At 68.2% G+C, this 25,642-nt stretch carries 26 protein-coding genes; 10 read left to right on the top strand and 16 right to left on the bottom strand.

Going from position 1 to position 25,642, the window contains the following annotated elements; all coding sequences use genetic code 11:
- Position 1 precedes the first annotated feature (1 nt).
- The 3 genes from DK368_RS11720 to DK368_RS11730 form a co-directional block, all read right to left on the bottom strand.
- A complete protein-coding gene (locus DK368_RS11720) occupies positions 2-847 on the bottom strand; it encodes a ParB/RepB/Spo0J family partition protein (protein WP_114394131.1) in 846 nt (281 codons plus the stop codon).
- Positions 837-1,610 (bottom strand): ParA family protein, encoded by a 774-nt coding sequence (locus tag DK368_RS11725; RefSeq protein WP_162306003.1) that lies wholly within the window; start codon positions 1,608-1,610, stop codon positions 837-839. Before DK368_RS11725 ends, DK368_RS11720 begins: the two co-directional genes overlap by 11 nt.
- A 187-nt stretch (positions 1,611-1,797) precedes the next feature.
- Positions 1,798-2,583: an alpha/beta fold hydrolase gene (locus DK368_RS11730; RefSeq protein WP_114394133.1), complete on the bottom strand. Its 786-nt coding sequence runs from the start codon at positions 2,581-2,583 to the stop codon at positions 1,798-1,800.
- A gap of 371 nt (positions 2,584-2,954) precedes the next feature.
- Here DK368_RS11730 and DK368_RS21405 point away from each other — a divergent pair, with 371 nt between their 5' ends.
- Positions 2,955-3,146, top strand: coding sequence for a hypothetical protein (locus tag DK368_RS21405; RefSeq protein WP_155524559.1), 192 nt, complete (start codon positions 2,955-2,957; stop codon positions 3,144-3,146).
- Between the two features lie 18 nt (positions 3,147-3,164).
- Here DK368_RS21405 and DK368_RS11735 read toward each other — a convergent pair whose 3' ends face one another.
- From DK368_RS11735 to DK368_RS11760, 6 genes are all read right to left on the bottom strand, one after another.
- Positions 3,165-4,520, bottom strand: a complete 1,356-nt coding sequence (locus tag DK368_RS11735; RefSeq protein ID WP_114394134.1) for a pentapeptide repeat-containing protein — start codon at positions 4,518-4,520, stop codon at positions 3,165-3,167.
- Between the two features lie 292 nt (positions 4,521-4,812).
- A complete protein-coding gene (locus tag DK368_RS11740) occupies positions 4,813-5,508 on the bottom strand; it encodes a response regulator transcription factor (RefSeq protein ID WP_114394135.1) in 696 nt (231 codons plus the stop codon).
- Positions 5,509-5,517: 9 nt separating this feature from the next.
- Positions 5,518-7,503, bottom strand: a complete 1,986-nt coding sequence (locus tag DK368_RS11745) for an ATP-binding protein (RefSeq protein ID WP_162306004.1) — start codon at positions 7,501-7,503, stop codon at positions 5,518-5,520.
- Positions 7,504-7,719: 216 nt separating this feature from the next.
- Positions 7,720-8,505 (bottom strand): MetQ/NlpA family ABC transporter substrate-binding protein, encoded by a 786-nt coding sequence (locus DK368_RS11750; protein ID WP_114394137.1) that lies wholly within the window; start codon positions 8,503-8,505, stop codon positions 7,720-7,722.
- Positions 8,506-8,518: 13 nt separating this feature from the next.
- Entirely contained in the window at positions 8,519-9,184 is a 666-nt protein-coding gene (locus DK368_RS11755) for a methionine ABC transporter permease (RefSeq protein ID WP_114394138.1), read from the bottom strand.
- Positions 9,153-10,241 (bottom strand): methionine ABC transporter ATP-binding protein, encoded by a 1,089-nt coding sequence (locus DK368_RS11760; protein WP_114394139.1) that lies wholly within the window; start codon positions 10,239-10,241, stop codon positions 9,153-9,155. Before DK368_RS11760 ends, DK368_RS11755 begins: the two co-directional genes overlap by 32 nt.
- Before the next feature lie 335 nt (positions 10,242-10,576).
- Between DK368_RS11760 and DK368_RS11765 the strand changes: the two genes are divergently transcribed.
- The 4 genes from DK368_RS11765 to DK368_RS11780 all read left to right on the top strand — a co-directional run bounded on the left by DK368_RS11765 (position 10,577) and on the right by DK368_RS11780 (position 15,003).
- Positions 10,577-11,188, top strand: a complete 612-nt coding sequence (locus DK368_RS11765; protein ID WP_114394140.1) for a YceI family protein — start codon at positions 10,577-10,579, stop codon at positions 11,186-11,188.
- A gap of 23 nt (positions 11,189-11,211) precedes the next feature.
- Positions 11,212-12,456 carry a YceI family protein gene (locus DK368_RS11770; RefSeq protein WP_114394141.1) on the top strand — a complete coding sequence of 415 codons (1,245 nt, stop codon included), beginning with the start codon at positions 11,212-11,214 and terminating at the stop codon, positions 12,454-12,456.
- 301 nt (positions 12,457-12,757) lie between these two features.
- Positions 12,758-14,530, top strand: coding sequence for a GGDEF domain-containing protein (locus DK368_RS11775; RefSeq protein ID WP_114394142.1), 1,773 nt, complete (start codon positions 12,758-12,760; stop codon positions 14,528-14,530).
- A 92-nt stretch (positions 14,531-14,622) separates the two neighbouring features.
- The gene (locus DK368_RS11780) at positions 14,623-15,003 is read left to right on the top strand and encodes a hypothetical protein (protein WP_114394143.1); all 381 of its coding nucleotides are present in this window, start codon (positions 14,623-14,625) and stop codon (positions 15,001-15,003) included.
- Between the two features lie 19 nt (positions 15,004-15,022).
- Here the strand turns inward: DK368_RS11780 and DK368_RS11785 are convergent, their stop codons facing one another.
- A complete protein-coding gene (locus DK368_RS11785; protein ID WP_240002465.1) occupies positions 15,023-15,406 on the bottom strand; it encodes a rhodanese-like domain-containing protein in 384 nt (127 codons plus the stop codon).
- Between the two features lie 200 nt (positions 15,407-15,606).
- Here DK368_RS11785 and DK368_RS11790 point away from each other — a divergent pair, with 200 nt between their 5' ends.
- The gene (locus tag DK368_RS11790; RefSeq protein ID WP_193552282.1) at positions 15,607-16,128 is read left to right on the top strand and encodes a ferritin-like domain-containing protein; all 522 of its coding nucleotides are present in this window, start codon (positions 15,607-15,609) and stop codon (positions 16,126-16,128) included.
- A gap of 6 nt (positions 16,129-16,134) precedes the next feature.
- On the opposite strand, the gene DK368_RS11795 is transcribed toward DK368_RS11790, so the two are convergent.
- From DK368_RS11795 to kaiC, 6 genes are all read right to left on the bottom strand, one after another.
- Positions 16,135-16,842 carry a Crp/Fnr family transcriptional regulator gene (locus DK368_RS11795; protein ID WP_114394144.1) on the bottom strand — a complete coding sequence of 236 codons (708 nt, stop codon included), beginning with the start codon at positions 16,840-16,842 and terminating at the stop codon, positions 16,135-16,137.
- 128 nt (positions 16,843-16,970) lie between these two features.
- Positions 16,971-18,023 carry an oxidoreductase gene (locus DK368_RS11800; RefSeq protein ID WP_114394145.1) on the bottom strand — a complete coding sequence of 351 codons (1,053 nt, stop codon included), beginning with the start codon at positions 18,021-18,023 and terminating at the stop codon, positions 16,971-16,973.
- Between the two features lie 115 nt (positions 18,024-18,138).
- Positions 18,139-19,635, bottom strand: coding sequence for an HWE histidine kinase domain-containing protein (locus DK368_RS11805; protein WP_114394146.1), 1,497 nt, complete (start codon positions 19,633-19,635; stop codon positions 18,139-18,141).
- Positions 19,635-19,961: a circadian clock KaiB family protein gene (locus DK368_RS11810; RefSeq protein ID WP_240002466.1), complete on the bottom strand. Its 327-nt coding sequence runs from the start codon at positions 19,959-19,961 to the stop codon at positions 19,635-19,637. Before DK368_RS11810 ends, DK368_RS11805 begins: the two co-directional genes overlap by 1 nt.
- A gap of 7 nt (positions 19,962-19,968) precedes the next feature.
- On the bottom strand, positions 19,969-20,301 hold the full coding sequence (locus DK368_RS11815) for a circadian clock KaiB family protein (protein WP_114394147.1): 333 nt from the start codon (positions 20,299-20,301) through the stop codon (positions 19,969-19,971).
- 10 nt (positions 20,302-20,311) lie between these two features.
- Positions 20,312-22,033, bottom strand: coding sequence for a circadian clock protein KaiC (gene kaiC, locus DK368_RS11820; protein ID WP_114394148.1), 1,722 nt, complete (start codon positions 22,031-22,033; stop codon positions 20,312-20,314).
- A 647-nt stretch (positions 22,034-22,680) separates the two neighbouring features.
- Between kaiC and DK368_RS11825 the strand changes: the two genes are divergently transcribed.
- The 4 genes from DK368_RS11825 to DK368_RS11840 are packed head-to-tail and all read left to right on the top strand — an operon-like array spanning position 22,681 to position 25,638.
- Positions 22,681-23,058 carry a response regulator gene (locus tag DK368_RS11825; RefSeq protein ID WP_114394149.1) on the top strand — a complete coding sequence of 126 codons (378 nt, stop codon included), beginning with the start codon at positions 22,681-22,683 and terminating at the stop codon, positions 23,056-23,058.
- 11 nt (positions 23,059-23,069) lie between these two features.
- Positions 23,070-23,600, top strand: coding sequence for a chemotaxis protein CheW (locus tag DK368_RS11830; RefSeq protein ID WP_155524560.1), 531 nt, complete (start codon positions 23,070-23,072; stop codon positions 23,598-23,600).
- Complete coding sequence (locus DK368_RS11835; RefSeq protein WP_114394151.1) at positions 23,579-25,015, top strand: CheR family methyltransferase; 1,437 nt, start codon at positions 23,579-23,581, stop codon at positions 25,013-25,015. The genes DK368_RS11830 and DK368_RS11835 overlap by 22 nt, the downstream gene beginning before the upstream one ends.
- Positions 25,012-25,638 carry a chemotaxis protein CheW gene (locus DK368_RS11840; RefSeq protein ID WP_114394152.1) on the top strand — a complete coding sequence of 209 codons (627 nt, stop codon included), beginning with the start codon at positions 25,012-25,014 and terminating at the stop codon, positions 25,636-25,638. Before DK368_RS11835 ends, DK368_RS11840 begins: the two co-directional genes overlap by 4 nt.
- The last annotated feature ends 4 nt before the right edge of the window (positions 25,639-25,642 follow it).

The raw sequence follows: 25,642 nt of genomic DNA on the forward strand, positions 1-25,642 counted from the left end.
CTCAGCCCAGGATCTCGTCGATCCGCTGGCGCAGCGCCTGCAACTGGTCGCGCTGGGCCGCCGTCAGCGTCCCACCCTTGCCCTTCAACGGCTCCAGCGACGTCATGGTCCGGGCCAGCGTGCGGAAGACCGGAGACAGCCCCGCCGCCGGTTTGGCCGGCCGCGCCGGCGCCCGCCCGGCCTTTTCCTCGCGGATGGCACGCACCGTCAGGGCACCCTCCCGCGCCCGCTGCCACAGGGCCAGCTGCCGCTCCGGATCAGCCACGGTGGCCAGTTCGATCAGCAGGGAGCGGGACACCGTCTTATCCGACGTCGGATAATCGTCGCGGATGCGGGGATGCAGGGTCAGCAGGCGCAGCAGCGCACTGACCTGCCCCTGGCTCTTGCCCACGGCGGCCCCCAGTTCCTCCTGGGTATAGCCGTGCTTGTCGAGCAGACGTTGCAGGGCGGACGCCTCTTCCAGGGCGGTGAGATCCTGGCGTTGCAGATTCTCGATCAGGCCGATCTCGTCCACATCGCCTGTCGTGACGATGGCATAGAGGGTGGCCCAGCCCAGCATGCGGGCGGCCCGCCAGCGGCGTTCGCCCGAGACGATCTCATAGACGCCGTCGCGCCCCTGCGCCTCCCGCACCAGGATCGGATGGATCAGGCGCACGCGGGCCATGCTGGCCGCCAGCTCCCGCAGCGCATCCTCGTCGAAATGCCGCCGCGGCTGGTCGGCCCGCGGCTCCAGCTTGTCGAGATCAATCTCCAGCAGGCGCGGGAAATCGCCCGAGGTGCCGAACAACGGATCGCGCGCCACCCGTTCGATGGCGGAGCCGAAGGTGTCGCGTCGCTTAAGCTTCATGGGCCAGTTCCTTGGCGACGGTGCGGTAGGCGTTGACGGGATGGTCCAGCGGCAGCACCTTCAGCGCAACCTCACCATTGTAGGAGGCCTGGTCGAAGCCGGTGGCGCGGTGGACCGGCGGGAAGATGCGGGTCATGCCGCCCAGCTTCTCCTGCAACTCGTCCAGAACCTGCCGATTCACCTTAAGCTTGGGGTCGTGCAGGGTCGGCAGGATGCCGACCACCTTCAAGGACGGGTTCAGCCGCCGTTGCAGCTTGGTCACGGTTTCCAGCAGCAGCGGAATGCCCAGCATGTCCAGGAACGCCGTCTTCACCGGAATCAGCACCCGCTGCGCCGCCACCAGCCCGTTGGCCGTCATCGGCCCCAGATTGGGCGGCGTGTCGATGAGGATGAAATCATAGAGGTCGCGCACATCCTGCAGCGCCTCCTTCAGCACCATGTCGCCGCCGGCCTCGTTGCGGATGCGCATCTCCCCCTCGGCCAGGGAGATGCCGGAGGGCAGCAGATCGATGCGGGCGGCATCCACATGCACGATGGCCTTGGCGATCGGCGTCTGCTGGAACAGCACATGGAAGAGCGTGGCCTTGTCCTGCTCGAACTGGAAGGCATCCAGTCCGACAGCGGCGGTGGCGCTGGCCTGAGGATCGGCATCCACCACCAGCACCTTGTGTCCCAGATCGGCCAGGGCCGTGGCCAGATTGACGGCGGTGGTGGTCTTGCCGACACCGCCCTTCTGGTTGGCAATCGCGATTGTCACGCCCATTGTCGCCATCCTCCGTGCCCGGCGGGAGCCCCTGGAAGGCGGGCCACACGGCACCGGACTGCGTCGCGACACTACGGATCGGCCGCGGGGCCGTCAATGCGTAGAGACGGCGTTATGTGGCGATGATGCCGCTATCCGACGTCGGATGGTCCCCGCGGCCCTTTATCCGACGTCGGATAGCACCGCCTTACGGCTGGTCGAGGAAGGCGTCCACCACGGCCATGAAGGCGTCCGGCTTCTCCACATGCAGCCAGTGCTCGGCATCGGGGATCATCTCGATCCGCGCCGCCGGGAAGTAGCGGCGCACGGCGGGCACCGTCTCCGGGGCCAGATAGTCGGAACGGCCGCCCCCGACGAACAGGGAAGACCCGGCGAAGCTGCGGCCGGACAGGTCGGGAAAGCCGATCAGCGTGTCCATGGCCGCATCGATGGCTTCGAGATTGAGGCGCCAGCGGAAGGCGCCGTGATCCAGGGTCAGATTCTGGGCCAGGAAGGAGCGCATGCTCGGCGATGGCACGGCATCGGCCAGCTGCGCCTCCACCTCGGCCCGGCGGGTGATACCGTCCAGCCGCGCCGCCCGCATGGCCGCGACATAGGGGGCATGGCTGTGGCCGTAGGTGACCGGGGCGATGTCTGCCACCACCAGCCGACGGACCCGGTCGGGATGCAGCAGGGCCAGGGTCATGGCCGCCTTGCCGCCCATGGAATGCCCCAACACATCGGCACGGGCGATGCCGCGGTCATCCATGAAGCGCAGCAGGTCCGCCGCCATGTCGGGATAGCCCATGGCTGAGTCCCAGGGCGATTCGCCATGGTTGCGCATATCCAGGGCCATGGCCGGGCGGCGGGCACCGAACCGCTTCAACAGCTGGTTCCAGTTGCGGGCCGACCCGAACAGGCCGTGCAGCACCAGCAGGGGAACGCCGCCCAGGGTTTCACCGGCCTGAAGAGAGGTCAGGGGCAGGGCCACCATCACACACCTCGGAAATAGCAAGGACAGGGGAGGGGGCTTAGCACGGATCGGATGGTGCAGGCGACCCCGGCCTGCGCAGCATTCTTTTGCTTTGATATCGAATTATTCCGCCGGCCAGAGTCGGTCCGGGCTGACGGCCCCGCCGACCGGTGTGCACCAGCGGATATCCGACGTCGGATGACGGCGCCACCTTCCCGTCCCGGGATCGGGCTGTGGAACCGGCAATACGGCAGAAGCGGCTTTGAAGGACAGGGCCGCCGAGCGAACGGCGGAGCATGCGATCAAATTCCAGTCGGAAAGGCGCATTGGCACACCCATCTGCCGGGTTTGGTGTGCTATTCTTACCCAACAGTCGGAATTGGCCCGGACGAATGAGCAAGATCCTCGATATTCTTCGCCCCTACGGACGCCCGTCTCCCAAGGAGGAAGCAATTCTTGATGCAATCCTGGAACGGGTGGGCCGACAGGCCCTGACCCCGGAGGACGCCATCGACGAAATCATGGACCGCCTGGACTGGCCGCTGGAACGCGCGGCGGCCGAAGTCGACGGCTATCTGGAATAGGCCTGAGGCGGGCAGGGATCACGCCACGCCCGCGGTCGGCAGCAGAACATCCCGGGCACCGCGCAGATCGGCCTGATGCATGTCGGCATCGCGCAGATCGGCCATGGTCATCACGGCATCGGTCAGGATGGCGCGGCGCAGAACGCAGTTCTGCAGGTTGGCCTGGGTCAGGTCGCTGTCTTCCATGCGCGCGGCGCTCAGATCCGCCCCCGCGAGATTGGCACGGATCAACCGGGCCTTGCTGAAGTTGGTCGGCCAGCTCTGGCCGTTGCGCAGTTCCATGGGGCTGGCCACGGCATTGCAGATCTGGGCATCGTGCAGAATGCTGCGTTCCAGACAGGCGCCGCGCAGATCCACACCGTCCATCCTGGCCTGACGCAGATCCGCCATCGACAGGTCGGCCATGGCCAGGACCGTGCCGCTGAGATTGGCTCCGCGCAGACAGGATTGTTTCAGCACCGCCGCCGACAGATTCAGGTTCGACAGGTCCTGGCCGCTGAGATCCAGCGCCGTCAGGTCGGCACGGACGCCCTTGTGCCCATTGCTGACAATCCATTCGCGGTGCTGGCGCAGCGTCGCGCCGACGATCCCCTCGACCCCGTCAAGGCGGCGCAGAATATCGGCGCCGGTAAGATTGGCCGTGGACAGATCGACCTCGTCCAGCAAGGCGCCCAGCAGGCTGGCCGAGGACAGGTTGGCGTTGCGCAGAAGGGCGCGGGTCAGAATGGTGCCGTCCAGGCGCGCGCCGGACAGGTTGGCGTCGGACAGATCCGCCCCTTCGAGATTGCAGCCGGTCAGATCGGACCCGCTGAGATCGGCGCGCACGAACACGGCACCGCGCAGATCCGTGTCGCGCAGATCGGCCTGGATAACGAAGGCATTGGACAGCTTGGCCCGGCTGAGATCGGCACGGACCATGCTGGCCTCGGACAATTCCGTGGTGTTCTGATTGACCCCCATGGGGGCCAGTTCGCCGTTCTTGCTGCGCATGAGAAAGCCGTCGCGCAGATCCGCCTCGGTCAGGATCACACGCGCCATGCTGGCCCCCCGCATGGCCGCCCCCCGCAGATCGGCCCGCACCAGATTGGCCCGCGCCAGCTTGGCCCGCCGCAGATCGGCCCCGAACAGGCAGGCCCCGCGGAGATTGGCACCCTCCAGATTGGCGCTGAGCAGCTTGCTCCCCGTGAGATCGGCGCCGGCCAGGTTGGCCTGGGCCAGATTGGCATGGGACAGGTCATGGAACTTCAGGCAGGCGCGGATGCCCCCCATATGGCCTTGCAGAAATCGACGATGCAGCAGCAACACCCGCTCGATCTCGGTAGGCCCGATCTTTGTATAGCCGATGTCGAGGCCGTCCAGGGTCGTATGCTTCATCGTGCCCGAAATGTCTGTTTGTTTGCCCCGACACCGCCAGAACGGACCCGGCCAAGGTCTGTGAGCATACCGCACCGGAGAGCCGAACGGCACCGTATGCTTAGGGCTAGGGTCAAAAAGATTAGATCCGTCACAGACAAAATGCTGACACACCGCCCTATATATTACCAGAGGCCAACAGCATCATTGCGTCGGGCGCCGAATAGTTGAAATCACCTTTCAGCCGGGCCGGACGCTGCGACCGGAAGCGGGGCCGGCCCCGCCATCAGCACCCCGTAGACCCGATCACCGGTCAGTCTCCCCCCGCATCCGCCAGGGGCAGGGCGTAGCCAGCGCCGCGGATGGTGCTGATGACAAGGCCGCGCCCCTGCTCGTCCTGAAGTTTCCGGCGCAATCGACCGATCAGCGTGTCCACGGTATGGGGATTGACCGTGCGCGGGTCACGGTTGCTGATGACGTCAAGCAGGAAGTCGCGGCCCAGCGGCTGAGGCCGGACCGCGGCCAGAGCCGCCAGAATGTTGAATTCACCCGTGGTCAGGGTCACCAGGGTTCCATCCGGCCGGAACAGCTCGCGCCGCATCGGGTCCAGCAGCCAGCCATCCAGACGCAGCGTGGCCGTCGCCGGCTGGCGGCGGCGCAGCACATTGTTGATGCGGGCCACCAGCTCACGCACGTTGATGGGCTTGGTCAGGTAATCGTCGCCCCCCAGCTCCAGACCCCGCAGGCGGTCCGCCTCATCGTCGCGGCCGGTGACGAAGATCAGCCCGGCCCGGTCGCGCAGACGCAGATTACAGGCCAGCTCCAGCCCGTCGCCATCGGGCAGGTTGATGTCCAGAAGGATCAGATCCGGCCGGGCCCAGACCAGATGCTGCCGCAACTCGACGACCGAGCGCGCCCGGATGACGGCGAATCCGTGCTCCGTCAGAGCACCGGCCATCAGCGCCATCATCTCCGCGGCATCTTCGACGATGAGAATGGTCGTGCTCATGGGCGGTCCTCAGGCGTCCTGCCGGGAAAGGGCATCGTCGATTTCATGCAGAAGCACCAGGCCGAGACGCTGCCGCTCGGCCGGATCGGCCGGAACCTCGTGCGCCAGGGGGATGGCCGCGGCGGCCAGGGCGCTGAAGCCGAAGCTTCCCGCCGATCCTTTCAGCCGGTGGGCGATGGCCAGGATATGGGCATCGTCCCCCGCGGACAGCGCCCGCTCCAACGCCGCCCGCTGATCGCGGCAGGCCTGGAAGAACAGGGTACGGGCCGGCACATGTCCGCCGGCGGGCACCGGCGGCACCCCGTCCATTGGCACGGCACAGGCGGGGGCATGACGACGCATGGCATCCATCAGCTGGGCCGGCTCGACCGGCTTGGCCACAAGCTCGTCGATGCCGGCGGCCAGATAGACGGCCTCGTCGTCGCGGCTGACATTGGCGGTGACGGCGATGATGGGGATCATCGATTGCTGCAGGTCCGGCAGGCTGCGGACCCGCCGGGCCGCCTCGACGCCGTCCACCCGGGACAAGCGGATATCCATCAGGATCAGATCGAATCCGTGCTGGGCCAGCATGGGACAGACAGCATCGCCGTCATCCACCGTGACCAGCCGGTGTCCCATGGGTTCCAGCAGTTCGCGCAGGACCGCCTGGTTTTCCGGCGCATCCTCAACCACCAGGATGGTCAGGGGGGGCAGGGGAGGCAGCGGTTCCTCCACCGTCCGCACCGGCGGCGCCGTCCGTTCGGCGGGGAAGATGACATGGAAGCTGGCACCCCCCCCCGGCCGGTCGCTGACCCCGACCGAGCCGCCCATGGCCTGGGCCAACCGGCGAACGACGGCCAGACCCAGGCCGGCCCCGCTCTGCCGGCCCACCCGGTCATAGCGGCGGAAGGGCTCGAAGATCTCGTCCTTGACGCTGTCGGGGATGCCGGGTCCCTGATCGTCCACGCTCAGACGCAACCGGTCGCGCCCGGCCTCCAGCGGTTCGGCCTGCAACCGCATATCGATGATGCCGTGGCTGGAATATTTGATGGCGTTGCCGATGAGATTGGTCAGCACCTGCTGCACGCGCAGCCCATCGGCATAATAGGCGGCATGCAGCCCCTCGATGCGGCTGTGCAGCCGCAGGCCCTTGGCTTCGGCCTCCGGCTGCATCAGCCCGACGACCTCCCGCACCAGCGCGGCCAGATCGACCGGCTCCACCACCAGCCGGACGGAACGCGCCTCGATCCAGGCCAGATCCAGCGCATCGTCCAGCAGTTGCACCAGACGGCGTCCGGCATCATGGATGATGGCAAGCCGCCGGGCCTGATCGGGTGAAGGCGCATCGCGCCGCATCAGGCCGACCATGCCCATGACGGCATTCATCGGCGTGCGGATCTCATGGCTCATCAGCGCCAGGAACTCCGCCTTGGCCATGGCTGTCAATTCGGCCCGCCGCTTGGCCTCGGCCAGATCGAGATTGATCTGCTGTTCGCGCCGCACATGCAGGAACTGCTCGCGCCGCAGCCGGTTGGTGGCCTGACGCATGAAGCCGCCGACCACGAAGGCCACAGCCGTCAGCAGGGCGATGATCATCAGATCGGCCGCCGCCTCCGCTTCCGGCCGCAACACGCCCCAGAACAGCAGGCTGATGACCGATCCATAGGCGGTCAGAATCAGGGAGCGGACGAAGGGGCCGGGCAGGCAGGTGTTCAAGGCCACGGCGATCAGGGGAAAGAAGGCCCCACCATGGCGCAAGAGCATGGGATGATCGAACACCAGGGCATTGGCCGCGAAGAAGAAGACAAGATACAGATGGGCGATGGCCAGACCGTTGCGTGCCGACCGGGACCGGCTGAGCGCCGCCAGCCCAAGCAGAAACCCGATGGCAATGGCCACCCGCACCGACAGGAAATAGGACAACGTCGCCGGAGCCCCGGCGAAGGTGACCAGATCCATCGGGATGAACACAAGACTCGTCAGCGAGGCGGCGCTGATACAAACCTTGGCCATCAGCCGCTCGGAAGGCCAGACCGAGCGGCTATAGGTCTCCTCCAGGTCTCGGTCGGCGAATTCGCCGGTCCAGCTGAATATCTTGTCTGCCTGCGCGGCTATGGTTACCTCCAACGGTCGGGGCGACGCCACCATAGCACAGGCACTTGGCATCGGACCGCACTGTCAGGGCGCCATAACGATACGGGTGCGCGCCGGGAGGCGGCAGCCGCCGCCTCACCAGGCCGGAATCAGCGCGCCCTTGAACGTCTGTTCAATAAAGGTCTTCACCGCATTGCTGTGATAGACGGTCAGCAGCGTCTTCACCCAGGGCGCGTCGCGGTCGGCCGGACGCACGGCGATGACGTTGGCATAGGGGCTGTTGGCATCTTCCCGACCAAGGGCGTCACGGGTGGGGACCAGCCCCGCCTCCAGCGCGTAGTCGCCATTGATGGCCGCCAGATCGACATCGTCCAGCGCACGCGGCAACTGCGCCGCATCCAGCTCGATGATGCGCAGCCGCTTGGGATTGGCCGCGATGTCCAGCGGCGTCGCCGTCAGCCCGGCCCCGGGCCGCAGCGTCAGCAGCCCGAACTTGTCCAGCAGCAGCAGGGCGCGGCCGCCATTGGTGGGATCGTTGGGGATGGCGACACGGGCACCGTCGGGCAGGGCGGTCAACGCCTTGATCCTGTGCGAGTACAGGCCAAGGGGGACGGTCACGGTCTTGCCGACGGAGATCAGATCATAGCCGCGGTCGGCGATCTGGTTGTCGAGATAGGGCTGATGCTGGAAGGAGTTGGCCTCCAGATCACCGGCGGCCAAAGCCGCATTGGGCACGACGTAATCGGTGAATTCGATGATCTGGATATCCAGGCCAGCCGGCTTGGCCAAGGCGCGCACCTGCTCCATGATCTGGGCATGGGCACCGGTGCTCACCCCGATGCGGATGGTCTCGGCCAGGGCCGGCAGGGCCGCCAGCGACAGGGCGGCGGCGGCAATCAGCGTCTGCGTCAGTCGGCGCATGGATCGGATGTCCTCAGCGGATGGGGGTACGTTTGTCGAGATGGCGGGCCAGCGCCTCGCCACCGGATTGCAGCAGTTGCACCAGAACCACCAGGATCAGCACCACGGCCAGCATCATCTCGGGCATGAAGCGCTGATAACCGTAGCGGATGCCGAGATCGCCCAGGCCACCGCCGCCCACGGCGCCGACCATGGCCGAATACCCGACCAGGCTGACCGCCGCCAGGGTCAGGCCGCGCAGGATGCCGGCGCGGGCCTCCGGCAGCAGCACCTTGGCGACGATCTGGCCGGGGCTGGCGCCCATGGCCTGGGCGGCCTCCACCAGGCCGCGGTCCACCTCGCGCACCGCCGCTTCGACGACGCGGGCGATGAAGGGGACGGCGGCCAGGGTCAGCGGCACTGTCGCGGCCGCCGTGCCGATGGAGGTGCCGGTGATGGCCCGGGTCAGCGGCACGATGGCCACCACCAGGATGATGAAGGGGGTGGAGCGGGCGGCATTGACCACCAGCCCGACCGACCGTTGCAGCATCGGCCGCGGCAGCAGGTCCCCCGGTCCGGTCAGGGCCAGGAACAGCCCCAGCGGAATGCCGGCCAGACTGGCCAGGCCACCGGCCACCCCCACCATCAGCAGGGTCTGCAGCGTGGCGTCAGACAGCAGCGCGAAGAGCTGGGGCGACATGGCCAAGAACCTCGATCTGGGCGCCCGCCGCCGTCATGGCGGCCAGGGCATGGTCCACCGCGGCGGCGGATCCGGTGAGTTCGACGACGAAGGCGGCAAAGGGCTGGTCGCGCAGCGGCTGGACCCGGCCCGCCAGAAGCATGGCATCCACCCCGGCCTGGGCCGCCGCACGGCCCAGCAGCGGCTGGGCGGCCGCCGGCCCCGCGGCGGTAAAGCGGACAATGGTGCTGCCGCCGGGCACCGGCGCGGACACCAGTCTGGCGGCCATTTCCGCCGGCAGCACGGCCCCGGTCTCGTCCACCAGGAAGGTGCGGGTCGTGGGCTGCTGCGGCCGGGCAAACACCTGCTCCACCGGCCCATCCTCGATGATCCGGCCGGATTCCAGCACCACCACGCGGTCGGCGACCTGACGCACCACCGCCATCTCGTGCGTCACCAGCAGCACGGTCAGACCGAGATCGCGGTTGATACGGGCCAGCAGTTCCAGGATCTGGCGCGTGGTTTCCGGGTCCAGGGCCGAGGTGGCCTCGTCACAGAGCAGAACGCCGGGATTGGGCGCCAGGGCGCGGGCGATGCCGACGCGCTGCTTCTGCCCGCCCGACAGTTGCGAGGGATAGCGGTCCGCCTTGTCGGCCAACCCGACCAGATCCAGCAGCTCGGCCACTCGGGGGCCGATGCGGGCCGTCTCCCACCCCGCCAGTTCCAGCGCCAGGGCGACATTGCCGGCCACGGTGCGGTTGGCCAGAAGATTGAAATGCTGGAAGATCATGCCGATGGAGCGGCGCGCCTGGCGCAGCGCCGGTGGCGCCAGCCCGGTCAGCTCAAGGTCGCCCAGATGGACCCGGCCGCTGTCCGGCCGTTCCAGCAGGTTGACACAGCGCAACAACGAGCTTTTGCCGGCCCCGCTGGGACCGACGATGGCCGTGACCGACCCGGCGGCGACCGTCAGGTCGATGCCGTCGAGAGCCGGAACGGCCACACCCTTGCCCTTGGCGGCATAGGATTTGCGGATCTGGTCCAGCCGGATGGCCGGCGCTCCGCGGGACTGCGCTTCCATGGCACTTCAACCAAACCAGCGCCACGGCGGCGGGCAGACCCGCGCGGCGCTTTAGCATTTGGTGACGCGGCGCAAGCTGCCCTCAACGAGCCGCGATCCCGAAGGATGGCCCTATCCTGCCGCGCTCCCCCGGCTGCGTCCACCGCACAATCAACGGGGCTGATATGTTGTCCGCCCGGTTCAACAGCACCCGCCCGTAGATACGAACGCCGCAGACGCAAGGGAAAAATTGTTCCACCAGGCGGGACGATATTTTTCCACATGCGCAGATTGTACCGGGCCAATCCCGTGCTTAGATCAGGCACCCCATCGCAACGCCCTTTGGAGGACGATCCATGCGTTCCACCCTGATCCGGTCCCTGCTTGTGACCGCGACCCTGCTGGCCATGCCTGCCGCCGCGCAGGACGTGACCCGCGACGCTGCCGCCGTCAAGGCCGGCACCTACGCGGTGGAGCCGAGCCACACCAAGGTGCTCTATGCCATCAACCATCTGGGCTACTCGACCTATTACGGCGCCTTCCCCAAGGCCCAAGGGTCGCTGACGCTGGACCCGGCCAACCTGGACAAGTCCAGCCTGGAGATCACCATCGACGTGGCCGCCATCGACAGCAGCGATGACGCGCTGGACAAGCATCTGCGCGGCCCGGATTTCTTCGACACGGCGAAGTTCCCGACCGCCACCTTCAAGAGCACCAAGATCGAGCGCACGGGCGCCAACACCGCCCGCATCACCGGTGACCTGACGCTGAAGGGCGTGACCAAGCCGGTCACGCTGGATGCCACCTTCAACCAGGCCGGCGTCAATTTCATCAGCAAGACCTATTCGGTCGGTTTCGACGCCGTCGGCACGCTGAAGCGCTCCGACTTCGGCATCAAGGCCTATGTGCCCGCCGTCGGGGACGAGGTCACGCTGCGCATCGGCAGCGAATTCCAGCTGAAGCCGTAAGGCTGAGGACAGGGAGCGTCGTCATGACCGCCGGACATCCGTCACGCGCCGCCGCGGCGGCGCTCCCCTCCCACCGCTACACCGGTGTGGCCATGGCGCTGCACTGGCTGATCGCGCTGGCCGTGCTACTGCTGCTGGCCAGCGGTCTGGTGATGACGCGCATCCCCTCCGGCCCGGCCACCTTCAGTCTGTATCAGGCTCATAAGGCCCTGGGCCTGACCGTGCTGGCCCTGACGCTGCTGCGCGTCCTCTGGCGGCTGACGCACCGGCCGCCGCCCCTGCCGGACAGCATGCCGCCGCTGGAGCGGCTGGGTGCCCATCTCGGCCATTTCGGCTTCTATGTGCTGCTGCTGCTGCTGCCGCTGACCGGCTGGGCCGCCGTGTCCTATTCCGCCCTGAACCTGCCGACCAGCTGGTTCGGCCTGTTCCTGGTGCCGCACCTGCCGGGGCCGGCAGATCCCGAAATCCGGACCCGCGCCGCCGAGGGGCTGGGCGGGCTTCACGGCATCGGCGGCTGGGCCATGCTGGCGCTGCTGCTGGTGCATGTGGCCGCCGCCCTGCGCCATGCCCTGATCCTGCGCGACGGCGTGACCGAGCGCATGCTGCCGACCCGCGGCCCCAGCCGGCGCCAGGGACTGGTTCTGGCCGGATTGCTGCTGGCCGCCACGGCCGGCATCCTGACAGTGCGCGGCACGACGCCCGGCACTCCGACGGCAGGGTCGGCGTCCCAGGCGGGACACTCCGTTCCGCCGCCGACGGGTGCGGGGCAGGGGAACTGGATCATCGATCCCGCCGGCTCCAGCCTGCGCTTCACCGGCAGCCAGATGGGACAGTCCTTCGAGGGCGCTTTCGGCCGCTTCCAGGCGGAAATCAGCTTCAACCCGGCGGCGCCCGAACAGGGGCATGCCGTGGTCACGGTGGACACCGCCAGCGCCCGCACCGGTGACGACCAGCGCGACGGCGCCATGCCGGAGACCGACTGGTTCAACATCGCCGCCTTTCCCCAGGCCCGGTTCGAGGCCGACCAGTTCCGCCGCACCGGGGACGATGCCTTCGAGGCGGTGGGAACCCTGACGCTGCGGGGCGTCAGCCGCCCCCTGGTCCTGCCCTTCACCCTGCGCCCCGAGGGCGGCAAGATGCGGGCGGAAGGTGCGGTGACCCTGGTGCGGACCGACTTCGGTGTCGGCCAGGGGCAGTGGTCGTCCGGCGACTGGGTCGGGTTGGAGGTGGCGGTCCGCGTGTCGGTGCTGGCAACACCGGGCCAATGACCGACCGGGTCGGCCGGGGATACCGGCCAGGGCGCCGACGGGTGCGCCCCCCGGCCTGTGCATCGCATTGTGGTATCCCGGTTCCGCCCACAATGAACTTCAGGCCGAATACGGGAATTTCAAAGACAGAGACAACCGCCAATATTTAATGCCGGGGCTTCACTCCCCTGCCTGATCTTGCCGCAAGTCGGGGAGATGGCCGCCATGACCGCGACAAAGGCGGGCATCGCGGAAATCGTCATGTATCTGTCACCGGTATGCAGTAGCCTCCACGCCACAATCGCGGACAGGGGAACGATCGATGCCGGTCTCGGCAGTGCCGGTCGACGCACGGACCGGGCCAGCTAGCGGACAACACTGGCAGGATATCCTTGCCGGCCTTCAGCATGCTTTTCAGCCCATCGTGCAGATCCGCACCGGTCGGTGCCACGGGTTCGAAGCGCTGATCCGCGGCTGGGACAAGTTCGGCTTCACCAGCCCGCTGGACATGCTGGACCGTGCCGCCGAGGACGGCATGCTGTCCCTGGTGGAAACCACGCTGACCAGCCGGGCCGTGGAGCGCTTCGGCGTGCTGAACGGGTCGGCAGCGGCCAAACTCTTCCTCAACATCGATGGACGCTATGAACATGCGGCGGAGCGTCTGAGCCGGCTGGGACGCTCCCGCGATATCCAGATCGTCCACGAAATCTCCGAATGCGACACCAGCGCCGTCGGCCCGCGGCTGCAGACGGCGGTTGAGCTTTACCGCAAATCGGGGATCGGCATCGCCCTGGATGATTTCGGAGTCGGCTTCGGCGGTCTGAAGCTGCTGTACGAATCCCGGCCGGACTATGTGAAGATCGACCGCTTCTTCATCGACGGCATCGAAAGCGACCTGCGCAAGCGGGCCATCGTCAGCTATCTCGTGGGCTATGCCCATGCGCTGGGCATAGCCACCATCGCCGAGGGGGTGGAGACGGCGACGCAGTTCTATGTCTGCCGTGATGTGGGCTGCGACTTCGCCCAGGGCTATCTTCTGGCCCATCCGACCATCTATGAAGACAGCCTGCCCACCATCAACGCGGCGGTGGAAACCCTGAACAGCCGTGACCGGCGCCAGGCCACCGCGGCCCGCGACCGGCTGGGGGAACTGCTGGAACGCATTCCGCCGCTTCCCATCGATTCCCACCGCTCGGTCCTGCTGGACCTGTTCGGCAATCCGGGGGCGCCGCCGGTGGTCCCCGTGGTCGGGCGGGACGGTTCGCCCCGGGGTCTGGTGCGTGAACGGGATCTGAAGCCGCTGATCTATTCACGCTATGGCAGCGACCTGTTGCGCAACAAGGTGGCCGCCCACCGGCTGGACGACTTCATCGTGCCCTGCGCCATCTGCGATATCAGCACGCCGATCGAGCGCGTGGTGGAAGCCTTCTCGGAAGATTCGGTGACCGACGGCGTCATCATCGTGGAGGGGGGCGAGTATGTCGGCTTCCTGGGCAGTCATGCCCTGCTGCGGCTGGTGCATGAGCACCGTCTGGCGGCGGCGGCCGACCAGAACCCGCTGACGCGCCTGCCCGGTAATGATGCCATCGTGCGGCATGTTGAAGAGATCCTCAGCGTCACGGACCGGCCCCACGCCATCGCCTATATCGACTTCGACCATTTCAAGCCCTTCAACGACACCTACGGCTTCCGTCAGGGCGACCGCGCCATCCTGATGTTCAGCGAACGGCTGAAACTGGCCGCCTCGACCCTGGGCGGGTTCGCCGGCCATGTGGGCGGCGACGATTTCGTCCTGGCGCTGAGCGGCCTGGACAACGATACGGCCGGCCGCGAGGTGGCGACGCTTCTGGAGCGTTTCCGCTCCGATGCCGAAAGCCTGTATGGCGTGGAAGCCCGCGAGCAGGGCGGCTTCCATGGCAAGGACCGCGACGGGGCGCCGCGGCTGTTTCCGCTGCTGGCCGCCAGCGCCGTGCTGCTGCTGATCCCGCCGGGCGGGGTGGAGGGCATCGGCGCCGACACGCTGGTCCGGACCCTGTCGGCCAATAAAGCCGCCGCCAAAGCCGATCCCAACAAGATCTGCCGCGTCTTCCTCTGATCCGCGCGGCGGCCAAGACATGCCTGCCCGATCGTGGTACTGTTCATGCTGGCCTATTGCACCGATGGACGTAGCGCATCAGGGAGGCTGGGATGGACGGCAAGGTCGCAGGGTACGCCCCCGTCGGCAAGAAGGAGGGGCTGTTGACTCCCGAAATGGCAGACAGTGCGGAACGGCAGCGGGTCCGCCACTTCCTGGACTCCATGCAGACCGCCATCCTGGAAGCCAATTGCCTGGTCATGACCCAGACCCTGCAGGGACTGAACCGGGATACGCTGCTGCGCATGGCCGTCCGGGTCGCCGAATTGCGGGCCGACTATATCCGGCTGGGCATGGACGTCGCCAGCCGCCAGCATCCGGATGCAGAAGCCCTATTGGACCTGAAGCGCCGGCGTGAAGCCTACCAGGAGATGGCACAGGCCTTCGAAGCGGCGGAGCGCGTCATCGAGCGCGGCTATATCCGGCTCGACTGACGCCCCGGGCTGCTGCGCCTCACGGCGCGCGTCTGGCGGACCCGGTGGCGGGATCGATGGTCAGATAGGGCAGGCCGGCCTGCTTCCAGGCGGCGAAGCCCCCACCCAGTTGGGCGATGGCCGGCATGCCCGCCGCCACGCACCGCTCCGCCACCCGGTGCGAGCGCATGGCCGACCCGCACATCAGCACCGGCGGTCGCCCCACCGGCAGGTTGTCCGGATCGAAGTCGGACATGGGATAGAGCAGCGCCCCCTCCACATGCTCGAAGGCGTATTCGCTGGGCGTGCGCACATCGATCAGCACGATCTCGCGCCGCCGCAGCTTGTCCTGCACCGTGGCGGGGTCCAGCGTCTCGATGGTGCCGGCCTGTGTCTGTTCCATGGTCTTCTGACCCGTGCTCATGGCATCTCCCCCCGATCCGGCGCGGTTGCCCGGTTTCCTGTCCAGGCCCCAGCAGATAGGCCGCCGCCCCGGCATCCGCCTTGCGAATCCGCAAGCGTATCGCTGCCACCGTGCCGCCGCCACTCCACTTGACAACCCGCAAAGTCTGCCCGTGCCTCCAGCGGCATTCTGCCGGCAGCGTTCCGAACGGAGACAGGATCATGCCGGAGCAGAACCCCGAGCGCGGAGACGGCCCATGCCGGAGCGGGCCGCTGCCGGACGCCGTCGTCGATGCCCTGCTGGCCGCCCTGGATGACGAATTCCAGGCGGAAGCCACCTACAGGGCGGTGATCGGGCGCTTCGGGCGTGTGATGCCCTTCGCCGTCATCCTCGGTGCGGAACAGCGGCACGCCGCCGCCGTGATCCGGCTGCTGCACCGCTATGGCCGGGCGGCGCCGGCCAACCCCTATCATTGGGCGCCGGACCAGATTCCCGGCAGTCTGGCCGCCGCCTGCGATGCGGCGGTGGCGGCGGAAGTGAAGAATGCGGCCCTGTACGACCACGCCCTGCTGCCGGTGGTGCAGGGCTATCCCGATATCGAGGCCGTGTTCCTGCGCCTGCGCGACGCCTCCAGCCACTGCCATCTGCCGGCCTTCCGGCATTGGGCGGAGATCTACCGCTCGGAGGGGGCGCAGCGGGAGACGGCGGAGGAGCCGTGCCGCGGCGGCGATGGCTGCTGCTGACGGTTTTCAGTCCGTCCGCGCCGCGGCCATCAGGCCGTCGCGGTCGCACAGCACAAGATTGTGGGCGATCTCGCGGATCAGGCCGGCGCGCTTGAACTCGGAAATGGTCCGGCTGGCCGTTTCCAGGGTCACGGCCAGCATGGCGCCCAGATCCTCGCGGGTGAACAGGCGGACAGGCTGTTCCGGCTGCTCCGCCGTCAGATGCAGCAGCAGCCGGGCCAGACGCTGGCGGGCGCTGCCGGTGGACAGGTCGGTCAGGAAATCGTCGGCCACGCTCAGGGCCTCGTACCATTTCTCCATCAGCCGGCGATGCAGCCGCGGTGTCTCCGCCTGCAACTGGCCGATGACCTCCCGCGGGATACGGCAGACCTCGGTCGGCTGGACACAGATGGCGATATGCTCATAGCTGGGCCGCACCAGGGCCTCCAGCCCGGCCACCGCGCCCCGGCGGAACAGGCGGACGATGCGCTGGGTCCCGTCGGCCTGCACATGCACCAGCTTGACCATGCCGGAACGGATGGTGAAGACGGCCCGCGCCGGTTCATCCAGCCCGTACAGCTGCGCCCCGGCATCGAAATGCAGTTCCTCGATGGGCAGATGGATGTGCTGGAAGTCGGTCTCCTCCAGCTCGGAGAACAAGGCGAGATGCCGGATCGCGCAGTTCCGGCAGGCCGCCGTTCCCTTCCAGGCCGCTTCGATCTGGGGTGTTTTCACCCTGCAACTCCAGACTGAACCATTCACCGATCAACAAACTGGCCGGGTCGACGCCAAACGGCAAGGGGAAGAGGACACCCCCGAAGCGAAAGTTGGCGGTGGAGACGGTCCCCGTCGACGTTGATCCCCTACAGCCGGACCGGCAGCACCCGGCCACCGGCCGCACTTTCGCAGCCCAGATCCAGCAGCCGCATGACGGTCGCCGCATCGGCAGCGGTGACCGGAACCGGGGCACCGCTGCCGATGGCGTCGCGCACCCCGGCATAATAGTGGCGGTAATCGCCCGCAGCTGCCTGCTCCGTAACCGGGGCGGAAACCTGCCCGTCGGGCGTATCGCCCGCAAAGAAACAGATCCGCTGGCCGGGCAGCGACCAGTCGGCGCCTCCCGGCCGCTGCCCGGCCTTCAATGCCGGCTCCTGCGCGTCCAGCCCATCGACGGTCAGGCTGCCGGCGGTTCCATGCAGGGTGAAGCGGGGGCAGGGGGCGGCGGCCAGCATGCCGGCTTCCAGCAGCACCCGCCGGGTCTCATAGTGCAGCACCGCCTGGAACCAATCGTCAGCCGAGGCCCCCGGGCGCTGGCAGGCGCGGTCAAGGGACAGCCGATCCGGCGGTCCGAACAGGCACAGCGCCTGATCGAGCAGATGGGGACCGAGATCGAACCAGAGGCCACCGCCCGCTCCCGGCCGTTCGCGCCAGCGGTCGCGCACCTGCGGCCGGAAGCGGTCGAAATGGGACCGCATCTGCACCACCGTGCCCAACCGGCCGGAGCGCAGCACCTGCTGCACCGCCAGGAAATCGCCGTCCCAGCGCCGGTTATGGAAGACCGACAGAACCAGCCCGAGGGCACGCGCCTCGGCATCCAGGGCCACCGCGTCGGCATGGCTGGTGGTGAAGGGCTTGTCCACGACCACATGGCGCCCGGCCGCCAGCGCCTGACGGGTCAGGGGGGCATGGCTGTCATTGGGGCTGGCCACCACCACCAGCCGCAGCGACGGGTCCAGCAACGCCTGTGCCAGATCGGGGAACACCCGCATATCCGGCAGGTCGGCCCGCACCTTGCCGGGGTCCGACGACACCACGGCCGCCAGCCGCAGGCCGGGAACCGCACCGATCAGCGGCGCGTGGAAGGTGCGGCCGGCATAGCCATAGCCCACCAGAACGACATCGATGCTGTCCGTCATGTTTTCTCCCGCCCCCTCCGGTCCCGGCCGGGACCATGCCATCCGGGAACCGGTGTGCCACGCGGGCAGTGGTGACCGCAACCGGGAGGGCCGACAGGGCGGGAAAATGGCCGGGTCAGCGGCCGGACCGGCCGTCCCGGTCCAGCCCGGTCAAGGCACCGGCCGTGGGCAGGCTGATCCGGCAGAATAGGCCGGTGGGGCGGAAGTCCATCTCCGCCTGGCCGCCCAGCTCATGGCCGATGCCGCGCTCCACCAGCATGCGCCCGAACCCCCGCCGGCGCGGCGGGTGTACCGGCGGCCCCCCGGCTTCCAGCCAATCGACCCGGACCATCCCGTCCCGCAGCGCCCATTCTACCTGGATACGCCCGGCCTCGGTGGACAGGGCCCCGTACTTGGCCGCGTTGGTGGCCAGCTCGTGCGCCACCAGTCCCAGCGCCAGCGCCGCCCGCGGCGACAGGTCCAGGGCGGGTCCGGCCAGACCGACGCGACCGCCGTCGGGATCACCATAGGGCGCCAGCTCGGCTCGCAGCAGCGCGTGCAGCGACACCCCATCCCAATGGCTGTCCGACAGCAGCGAATGGGTTTCGGCCAGGGCGCGCAGGCGCCCCTCGAATGCCTGGCGGAAGCCGGCCAGATCGGTTTCCCGCGCTGCCGTCCGGGCGCAGATCGACTGCACCGTCGCCAGGGTGTTCTTGACGCGATGGCTGAGTTCGGCCATCAGCAGCTGCTGCCGTTCCTCGGCCCGCTTGCGGGCGGTGATGTCCGTCAGGGTGACGACACAGCCGATGATGCGGTCGCGCGCGCCGAACAGCGGCCCGGCGCTGACCAGAAGCGATGCCCGCCCGGCGGGTGTATCCAGCGTCGCCTCCACCCCGCGCACCACCTGCCCGGCCAGGGCGCGGGGCAGGATGTCGCTGCCGTTTCCGACCATCCAAACCAGTGGAAACGCCGAGGCGAAATCACGCCCGACAACATCGGCCGCCATCAGCCGCGACATGGCGAGACTGGCATGGGTTACCCGGCCGGCCGGATCACAGACCACCACGGCCTCGACCGCATGGTCCAGGACGGAGCGGGCCAGCCGTTCCGCCGCCTCGGCCTCCTCCCGCCGCCGCCGGTCGCTGAGATCGCCGACCACCACACAGGATGCGCCGTCCGCCCATTTCGGCAAGGGACTGGCCGCCAGCCAGATCGGAACGCGGCTGCCGTCCGGACGGACCAGCTCCGCCTCGCGGTTCTGCCGCCGGCCGGACGCGATCCAGGACGGGTCATGGCCCGGCGCCAGCAGTTCGGCCAGGGGCCGGCCCGTGATCTGATATGGCGGCCGCCCGGCCAGCCGGGCCAGGCTGGCATTGGCATAGAGGATGATCCCCTCGTCGGAGAGGGTGAGCGCCCCTTCGGGCATTTCCTCGATCAGGACACGATAGGGTTCGTCGGCGCTGCGCAGCGTGTAGATCTGCGGCCCGCGCGGCCCATCGACCACCAGAGCGTCCACCTCGCCGGTGCGGATGGCCGCCAGCGTCTCTTCCGCCTCGGCCAGACGGACCCGGAGCTCGGCGATCTCCGCTGCCAGGGCGGCTTCCCGGCCGGCGGCGCTGGGCGAAACGGCCATCAGCGTGTCCGGATATCCAGGCCGGCCAGGACACGGTCCTGATCGGACAGATCGCCCACCAGCTTGCGCAGGGGCGAGGGCAGTTCCTTCACCAGCGTCGGAGCGGCCACCACCTGGGCCTGCGAGGCCAGATGCGGCTGCTGGTACACATCCACCACCTCCAGCCTGTAGCGGTCGCCGAGATGATCGCGGCAGATGCGGCGGATATTCTCGATGGCCCGCATGGATCGGGGCGTGGTCCCCGTGACATAGAGACGGAGGACATAATCCTCGGGCTGGCTGGCCGGACCGGCCCCGAAATCCGAAGGTTTCTTGGAACCGGTCACGGCATCCTCACGGCGCGGAACGAAGATCAAGTCCGACAAGAACCCGGTCGGTGTTGGAGAGATCGCCGATAATCTTCTTGATGGGGGCGGGCAGGCTGCGCACCAGCGTCGGCACGGCCAGGATCTGGTCGCCCTGGGCCAGTTGGGGATTCTCCAGCAGGTCGATCACCTGCACATCGTAGCGGCCATCCAGATGCTCCTCGCAGATGCGGCGGAGATTGGCGATGGCTGTCAGGGATTTGGCGGACTTGCCCGCCACATAGAGTCGCAGCTGCATCGCCGCCCCTTTCTCTTCGGACATGGACTGGTCACCCCCCCTGTCCAGCACGGATCGATCCATGGCGATCTCCCTAGTCCTCGGCGGACTGCATGGCCCTGCGGCTGTGGGCCATGGCCCTGTGGGCTTCCTCGGCCATGCGCACAACCGCCGCATCCTCGTCGGCCAGCAGGCGCAGCTCCTCGTCCTCCAGCTCCAGCTCGGCCTGGAGGGCCTCCATCTGCGCCAGCAGTTGGGCGCGCTTGCGGGCAATGGTCCGCCGGCGCCGGTCCATTTCCGCAGCGCGCAGCTGGCGCGCGGCCCGGTCGCGGGCCTCCTGCGCCAGTCGCGCCGAACCGGTCAGCACACCCTCCGGCCCCAGATAGGCCGGGCGCAGGTCGATGCCGTCATCCGACATGAGGAATTCCCGCACCTGGTTGGAATGGGCCATGCCACGGGATTTCAGCAGATAGAGCTGCCGGTTCTGTTCTCCCGCCGTCTCACGGTTCAGCAGCAGCAGCCAAGTGTCCATCAGCGAAGAAATACCGGCATCGGTCCGCGCCTCGGCCGAACCGCCCTGGGTCAGGTTGGTGAACAGGGTGGTGATGGACCGGCTTTTCAGAAAATCCACCAGCCGCAGCAGCATGGCATGCACCTCGAAGCCCGATCCGATCTCCATCAGGCTGGACATCGGATCGATGACGACCACGTCGGGCCGCAGCCGCGCGACATCACGGTGGAAGGCGGCCAGATGCATCTCCAGTCCATAAAGGGTCGGGCGGCTGGCATGGAAGACCAGTTGCCCCCTCTGCTCCCATTGGGCCAGATCCAGGCCGGTGGAGCGCATATTGCGCCGGATCTGGGCCGGTGATTCCTCGAACGCGAAATAAAGCGCGCGTTCGCCCCGCCGGCAGGCCGCTTCCACGAAGGTGGCGCAGATGGTGGACTTGCCCGTGCCGGCCATGCCCGACACCAGCACGCTGCTGCCGCGGAAGAAGCCCTGACCACCCATCATGGCGTCCAGGGCGGGAATGCCAGTCGGCACCCGCTCTTCCGATGCCGGATGGTCAAGGCCCAGCCCGGTCACCGGCAGCACGCTGATGCCGTGCCGGTCGATCAGGAACGGGTATTCGTTGGTGCCATGGGCCGTGCCGCGATACTTCACAATGCGCAGCCGGCGCGTGGAGACCTGACCCTCGACCCGGTGGTCCAGCAGGATCACGCAGTCCGACACATATTCTTCCAGCCCTTGCCGGGTCAGAGCGCCGTCGCCGCGCTCGGCGGTGATGACAGCCGTGACACCCCTGTCCTTCAGCCAGGAGAACAGGCGCCGCAGTTCGGCCCGCAGCATGGCCTCGTTGGAGAAGCCTGAGAACAGCGCCTCCAGCGTGTCCAGCACCACCCGCTTGGCTCCGATGCGGTCGATGGCGAAGCCAAGGCGGATGAACAATCCCTCCAGATCGTAGTCCCCGGTCTCCTCAATCTCGCTGGGCTCAATCTGGATATGGTCGATGGCCAGAAGACCCCGCTGCTGCAGATCCACCAGATCATAGCCGAGCGAGGCGACATTCTGCTCCAGGTCGGTCGCCCGTTCCTCGAACGTGACCAGCACGCCCGGTTCACCCAAATTCTGGGCGCCGTGGACCAGGAAGGTGGCGGCCATCAGCGTCTTGCCGCATCCGGCCGAACCGCAGATCAGCGTCGGCCGGCCGGCCGGGACACCGCCGCCGGTCAGCTGATCCAGACCATCAATGCCCGTCAGAGCCTTGACAATGCCCGGGGCGGTGCCCGGGATCGTGGAGTCGCGCACGGCCATGCCATTTCTCAGTGGAAAGACCTCCATGGGACACCACACGTTACGCAACCGGCGCAATAGCCCTATGGTCCGGCCCCCTACACATTTGGCCCTAGACCTTTGGCGGCGCAGCCCCGCGGCGGCCCCCACCGGAAGCCAGGAACGGGGCGGCAAAAAAGACGGTATTCGCGGGAACGGTGACGGACGCCGGGCGGCAGAATCCAGCCCCGAACCCGGCCCCAGACCCAACCCTGGGGCATCCGCCACGCCCCTTTGGCACCGGCCACCCCTGCTTTTGTCACGAAAAGGGCGGCCGGTACCCGCCGGATGCACTGTAAACGGGCATTCCAGCCGCATCGCCATACCGCGAATTGGTGCAAGCCGGGCGGGTGGAGGGCATTTGCCCATGTCCCCGTTCCCCCGCACGGCGCCCCCCGGTACGGACTCCGGACCGGTCCCGGAACCATGCCGGAAACCATGCCGGAGGAGGGGCCGGTCTACCAAAGACCTCGGCGCATAGGCCCTCGATCAACCATTGGTATGACCAAGGCCATAGCCCTGAACGAATAAGGATTGTGCGGCACCGGACCGCTAGAGTGCGGCCGTGACGGCGGGCCGCACTCCGGCGGCGCGCGTTCGGCGTTACCAGCAAAAAGGGGAGATCCGGTGTGGCGACGGAAAAGACTGCCCAGCGCGTCCTGATCGTCGAAGACGAGTTCCTGATCGCCCTGCATGTGGAAGATGTCATGACCGGCCTCGGCTTCGAGGTGGTCGGGCCGATCCCGACGCTGGAGCAGGCCCTGGACATCGCCCGGTCGGAACCCCTGGATGGCGCGGTGCTGGATGTCAATCTGGCCGGGACCTACGTCTTCCCGCTGGCAGAGGAACTGGCCCGGCGCGGCGTTCCCTTCATCATGACCACGGGCTACGAGGCCTTCAGCGTGCCCGAAAGCCTGCGTGACCGCCCCCGGCTGCAGAAGCCGGTGCGCGAAGCCGAGCTGATCCGCCTGGCCCGCAGCATCTTCGGCGGACAGGCCGTGGCGTGAAAGGCGACACCATGCCGGACCGTCCCCGACTCCCGCTGCCCCAGCTTCTGCTGTTCGACCTGGGGGAGCGACAGTGCGCCTTGCCTGCACCGGCGGTCGGGCGCGTCCTGCCCATGGCCACCCTGGCCCAGCCCCCCGGCCTGCCACCGCTGCTGGCCGGATTGCTGCTGCTGCCGGACGAGGCCCTGCCGGTGATCCGCACCGCCCGTCTGTTCGACCTGCCCGAGGCGCCGCCGACGGCGGCCACGGCCCTGGTCCGGCTGTCCGGAGCGGTGGCAGCCCTGCTTCTGGTCGACAGGGTCGTCGGTCTGGTCGCCCAGCCGGAGGGCCAGCGCCTGCCCGTGGCGGCCGACAGCACCTTCTCCGGTGTGGCCAGTGCGGAAATCGACCTGCCCCGCGGTCCCTGCACCATCCTTGATCCCGCGCGGATTCTGCTGCGGGAGGAGCAAGCGCGCATCGCGGCGTTCCTGGCCGAGCAGGGCCGCCGCCTGGAACGGACCCTGGGCGCGGAGGACCGGGCATGGCGCCCATCCCCATGCTGAGCGCCGATCCGGCGTTCGACGCGCTGAAACGCTGGGTGGCGGACACCACCGGCATGTCCTTCCTTCTGAGCCGCGATGACACGGTCGGCCATGCCGTGCAGCAGCGGATGCAGATCCATGGCCTGACATCGGTCGCACACTATCTGCGCTGGCTGGATTCGGCGGACGGCAGCGAGGAGGCCCAGGACCTGATCGCCGAGCTGACCATCGGCGAGACCTATTTCTTTCGTTTCCGCGCCCAGTGGACGGCGTTTGTCGAGCGCATCATCCCCGACATCCTGGACAGGAACCGCACGCTGCGGCGGCTGCATCTGTGGTGCGCCGGCTGTTCCAGCGGGCCGGAACCCTATACGGCGGCCATCCTGCTGCAGGAACAGTTCCAGCATCGTCTGGAGGGCTGGGACCTGCGCATCCTGGGAACGGACATCAACCGGCAGTTCCTGCATCTGGCCCGGCAGGCGCGCTATTCCGACTGGGCGTTCCGGGCCACACCGGACGAGGTGCGCACCCGCTGCTTCACCCGGGTCGGCCGCTCCTGGGAACTGCGGCCCGCCTACCGGCAGGTTGTGAGCTTCCAGCAGCACAATCTGGTCCGGGGGGCCTTTCCCCCGGACCCGGCGCTGATGCCGGACCTGATCTTCTGCCGCAACGTCTTCATCTATTTCGATGGCGCCACCAACCGCCGGGTGATCCGGCAGTTCCGCGACATCCTGGCCGATGATGGCTGGCTTCTGGTCGGCCATGCCGAATCCGATCTCAGCCTGTTCGACGGGTTCGACTGTCTGGCCCTGGCCGATACGACCCTGTACCGGAAATCCACTCATGCACCGGAGCGCCGCCGCAGGGACCAGCCGCGGCCCGTCCTGGCACGGCCCGTCCTGGCACGACCGGTTCCACCGCCGGCCCGCCCGGTGCTGCCGAAAGCCGTGTCCCCCGCCCGGTCAGCGGCGCCGGCCGTAGCGCGTCCGCCGGTGCAGACCGGCGCAGAGCCGACGCCGCCGGAGAGTGTCGATGGCACCGACCGCTACCGGCTGGTGCTGCACCAGCTGGCGGCCGAGGCCGATGGCGACGCGGCCAGGCTCGCCCTGGACTGGCTGGCCGAGGATCAGATGAATCCGTGGCCGCATCTGGCCCTGGCCGCCGTTCACAGCCATCGCGGCGAGGACGACAAGGCCGAACGCAGCCTGCGTGACGCGCTCTATCTCGACCGCACCTTCCTGCTGGCCCATTACGAGCTGGGTTGCCGTCTGGCCCGGCGCGGCGCCGGCGACGAGGCGCGGCGCAGCTTCCGCACGGTCCAGTCCCTGTGCCTGCGCCTCGGCCCTGCCGTCCCCGTTCCCGGTGCGGCTCCCCTGACCGCAGGCGATCTGGACAGCGCCGCCGCCCTGCAGCTCAACCGGCTGTCCCCGCCATGACCACGCCATTCGACTGGCCGCTGTTGCGGCACCGCATCGCCGAGGCCCGCGCCGGCGCCGCCCGCCGGGAGTCCGAACGGCTGGAGGCCTTGTGGCAGCGGCGGGCACGGCAGCTGCGCCACCAGCCCGACGGGGACACCCTGCCCGATGCCGGAACAATCCCGGTGCTGACGGTGCGCGTGGGAGGAGAGTGGCTGGCCCTGCCGCTGGCCCAGCTCTCCGACGCCATTCCCGGCGCCCGCATCACCCCGGTCCCCGGCTGGCCGCCCGGCCTGCCCGGCGTCGTTAACCGGCGCGGCAGCATCCAGCCGGTGGCCGATCTGCGCACGCTGCTGCACCTGCCCCTGCCGACAGACAGGGCACCCGCCGCCCTGGTCCTGTTCCTGCGCTCCGCTGTCCGCAGCTACGGCCTGCTGGTGGACGAGGCCGGCGAGCTGCGCCGTGTCGATCCCGCCGCCTTTGCCCCGGCCGGCGGCCATCCCGTTCGGAGCCTACTGGTGGTCGGCAACGATGCCGACGGTCTGCTGCTGCTGGACCTGAGCCGCCTGGACGCCATCGACCTGTTCAGCCCCGGGACGCCATCCTTCGCGCCGGGCACCCCATCCCACCCGCCCGCACCATGAGGCC

This window comes from Oleisolibacter albus (assembly GCF_003336875.1).
Lineage (GTDB): Bacteria > Pseudomonadota > Alphaproteobacteria > Azospirillales > Azospirillaceae > Niveispirillum > Niveispirillum album.

Bases quoted from the DNA above. Each gene is read 5' to 3' on its own strand.
- DK368_RS11745 (WP_162306004.1), bottom strand. From the start codon at position 7,503: ATGGCCAAGGTTTGTATCAGCGCCGCCTCGCTGACGAGTCTTGTGTTC.
- DK368_RS11760 (WP_114394139.1), bottom strand. From the start codon at position 10,241: ATGGAAGCGCAGTCCCGCGGAGCGCCGGCCATCCGGCTGGACCAGATC.
- DK368_RS11805 (WP_114394146.1), bottom strand. From the start codon at position 19,635: ATGGCCGTTTCGCCCAGCGCCGCCGGCCGGGAAGCCGCCCTGGCAGCG.
- DK368_RS21405 (WP_155524559.1), top strand. From the start codon at position 2,955: ATGAGCAAGATCCTCGATATTCTTCGCCCCTACGGACGCCCGTCTCCC.
- DK368_RS11815 (WP_114394147.1), bottom strand. From the start codon at position 20,301: ATGGATCGATCCGTGCTGGACAGGGGGGGTGACCAGTCCATGTCCGAA.
- DK368_RS11730 (WP_114394133.1), bottom strand. From the start codon at position 2,583: ATGGTGGCCCTGCCCCTGACCTCTCTTCAGGCCGGTGAAACCCTGGGC.
- DK368_RS11775 (WP_114394142.1), top strand. From the start codon at position 12,758: ATGCCGGTCTCGGCAGTGCCGGTCGACGCACGGACCGGGCCAGCTAGC.
- DK368_RS11725 (WP_162306003.1), bottom strand. From the start codon at position 1,610: ATGGGCGTGACAATCGCGATTGCCAACCAGAAGGGCGGTGTCGGCAAG.
- kaiC (WP_114394148.1), bottom strand. From the start codon at position 22,033: ATGGCCGTGCGCGACTCCACGATCCCGGGCACCGCCCCGGGCATTGTC.
- DK368_RS11765 (WP_114394140.1), top strand. From the start codon at position 10,577: ATGCGTTCCACCCTGATCCGGTCCCTGCTTGTGACCGCGACCCTGCTG.
- DK368_RS11835 (WP_114394151.1), top strand. From the start codon at position 23,579: ATGGCGCCCATCCCCATGCTGAGCGCCGATCCGGCGTTCGACGCGCTG.
- DK368_RS11785 (WP_240002465.1), bottom strand. From the start codon at position 15,406: ATGAGCACGGGTCAGAAGACCATGGAACAGACACAGGCCGGCACCATC.
- DK368_RS11800 (WP_114394145.1), bottom strand. From the start codon at position 18,023: ATGACGGACAGCATCGATGTCGTTCTGGTGGGCTATGGCTATGCCGGC.
- DK368_RS11740 (WP_114394135.1), bottom strand. From the start codon at position 5,508: ATGAGCACGACCATTCTCATCGTCGAAGATGCCGCGGAGATGATGGCG.
- DK368_RS11790 (WP_193552282.1), top strand. From the start codon at position 15,607: ATGCCGGAGCAGAACCCCGAGCGCGGAGACGGCCCATGCCGGAGCGGG.
- DK368_RS11780 (WP_114394143.1), top strand. From the start codon at position 14,623: ATGGACGGCAAGGTCGCAGGGTACGCCCCCGTCGGCAAGAAGGAGGGG.
- DK368_RS11770 (WP_114394141.1), top strand. From the start codon at position 11,212: ATGACCGCCGGACATCCGTCACGCGCCGCCGCGGCGGCGCTCCCCTCC.
- DK368_RS11735 (WP_114394134.1), bottom strand. From the start codon at position 4,520: ATGAAGCATACGACCCTGGACGGCCTCGACATCGGCTATACAAAGATC.
- DK368_RS11720 (WP_114394131.1), bottom strand. From the start codon at position 847: ATGAAGCTTAAGCGACGCGACACCTTCGGCTCCGCCATCGAACGGGTG.
- DK368_RS11755 (WP_114394138.1), bottom strand. From the start codon at position 9,184: ATGTCGCCCCAGCTCTTCGCGCTGCTGTCTGACGCCACGCTGCAGACC.
- DK368_RS11840 (WP_114394152.1), top strand. From the start codon at position 25,012: ATGACCACGCCATTCGACTGGCCGCTGTTGCGGCACCGCATCGCCGAG.
- DK368_RS11750 (WP_114394137.1), bottom strand. From the start codon at position 8,505: ATGCGCCGACTGACGCAGACGCTGATTGCCGCCGCCGCCCTGTCGCTG.
- DK368_RS11830 (WP_155524560.1), top strand. From the start codon at position 23,070: ATGCCGGACCGTCCCCGACTCCCGCTGCCCCAGCTTCTGCTGTTCGAC.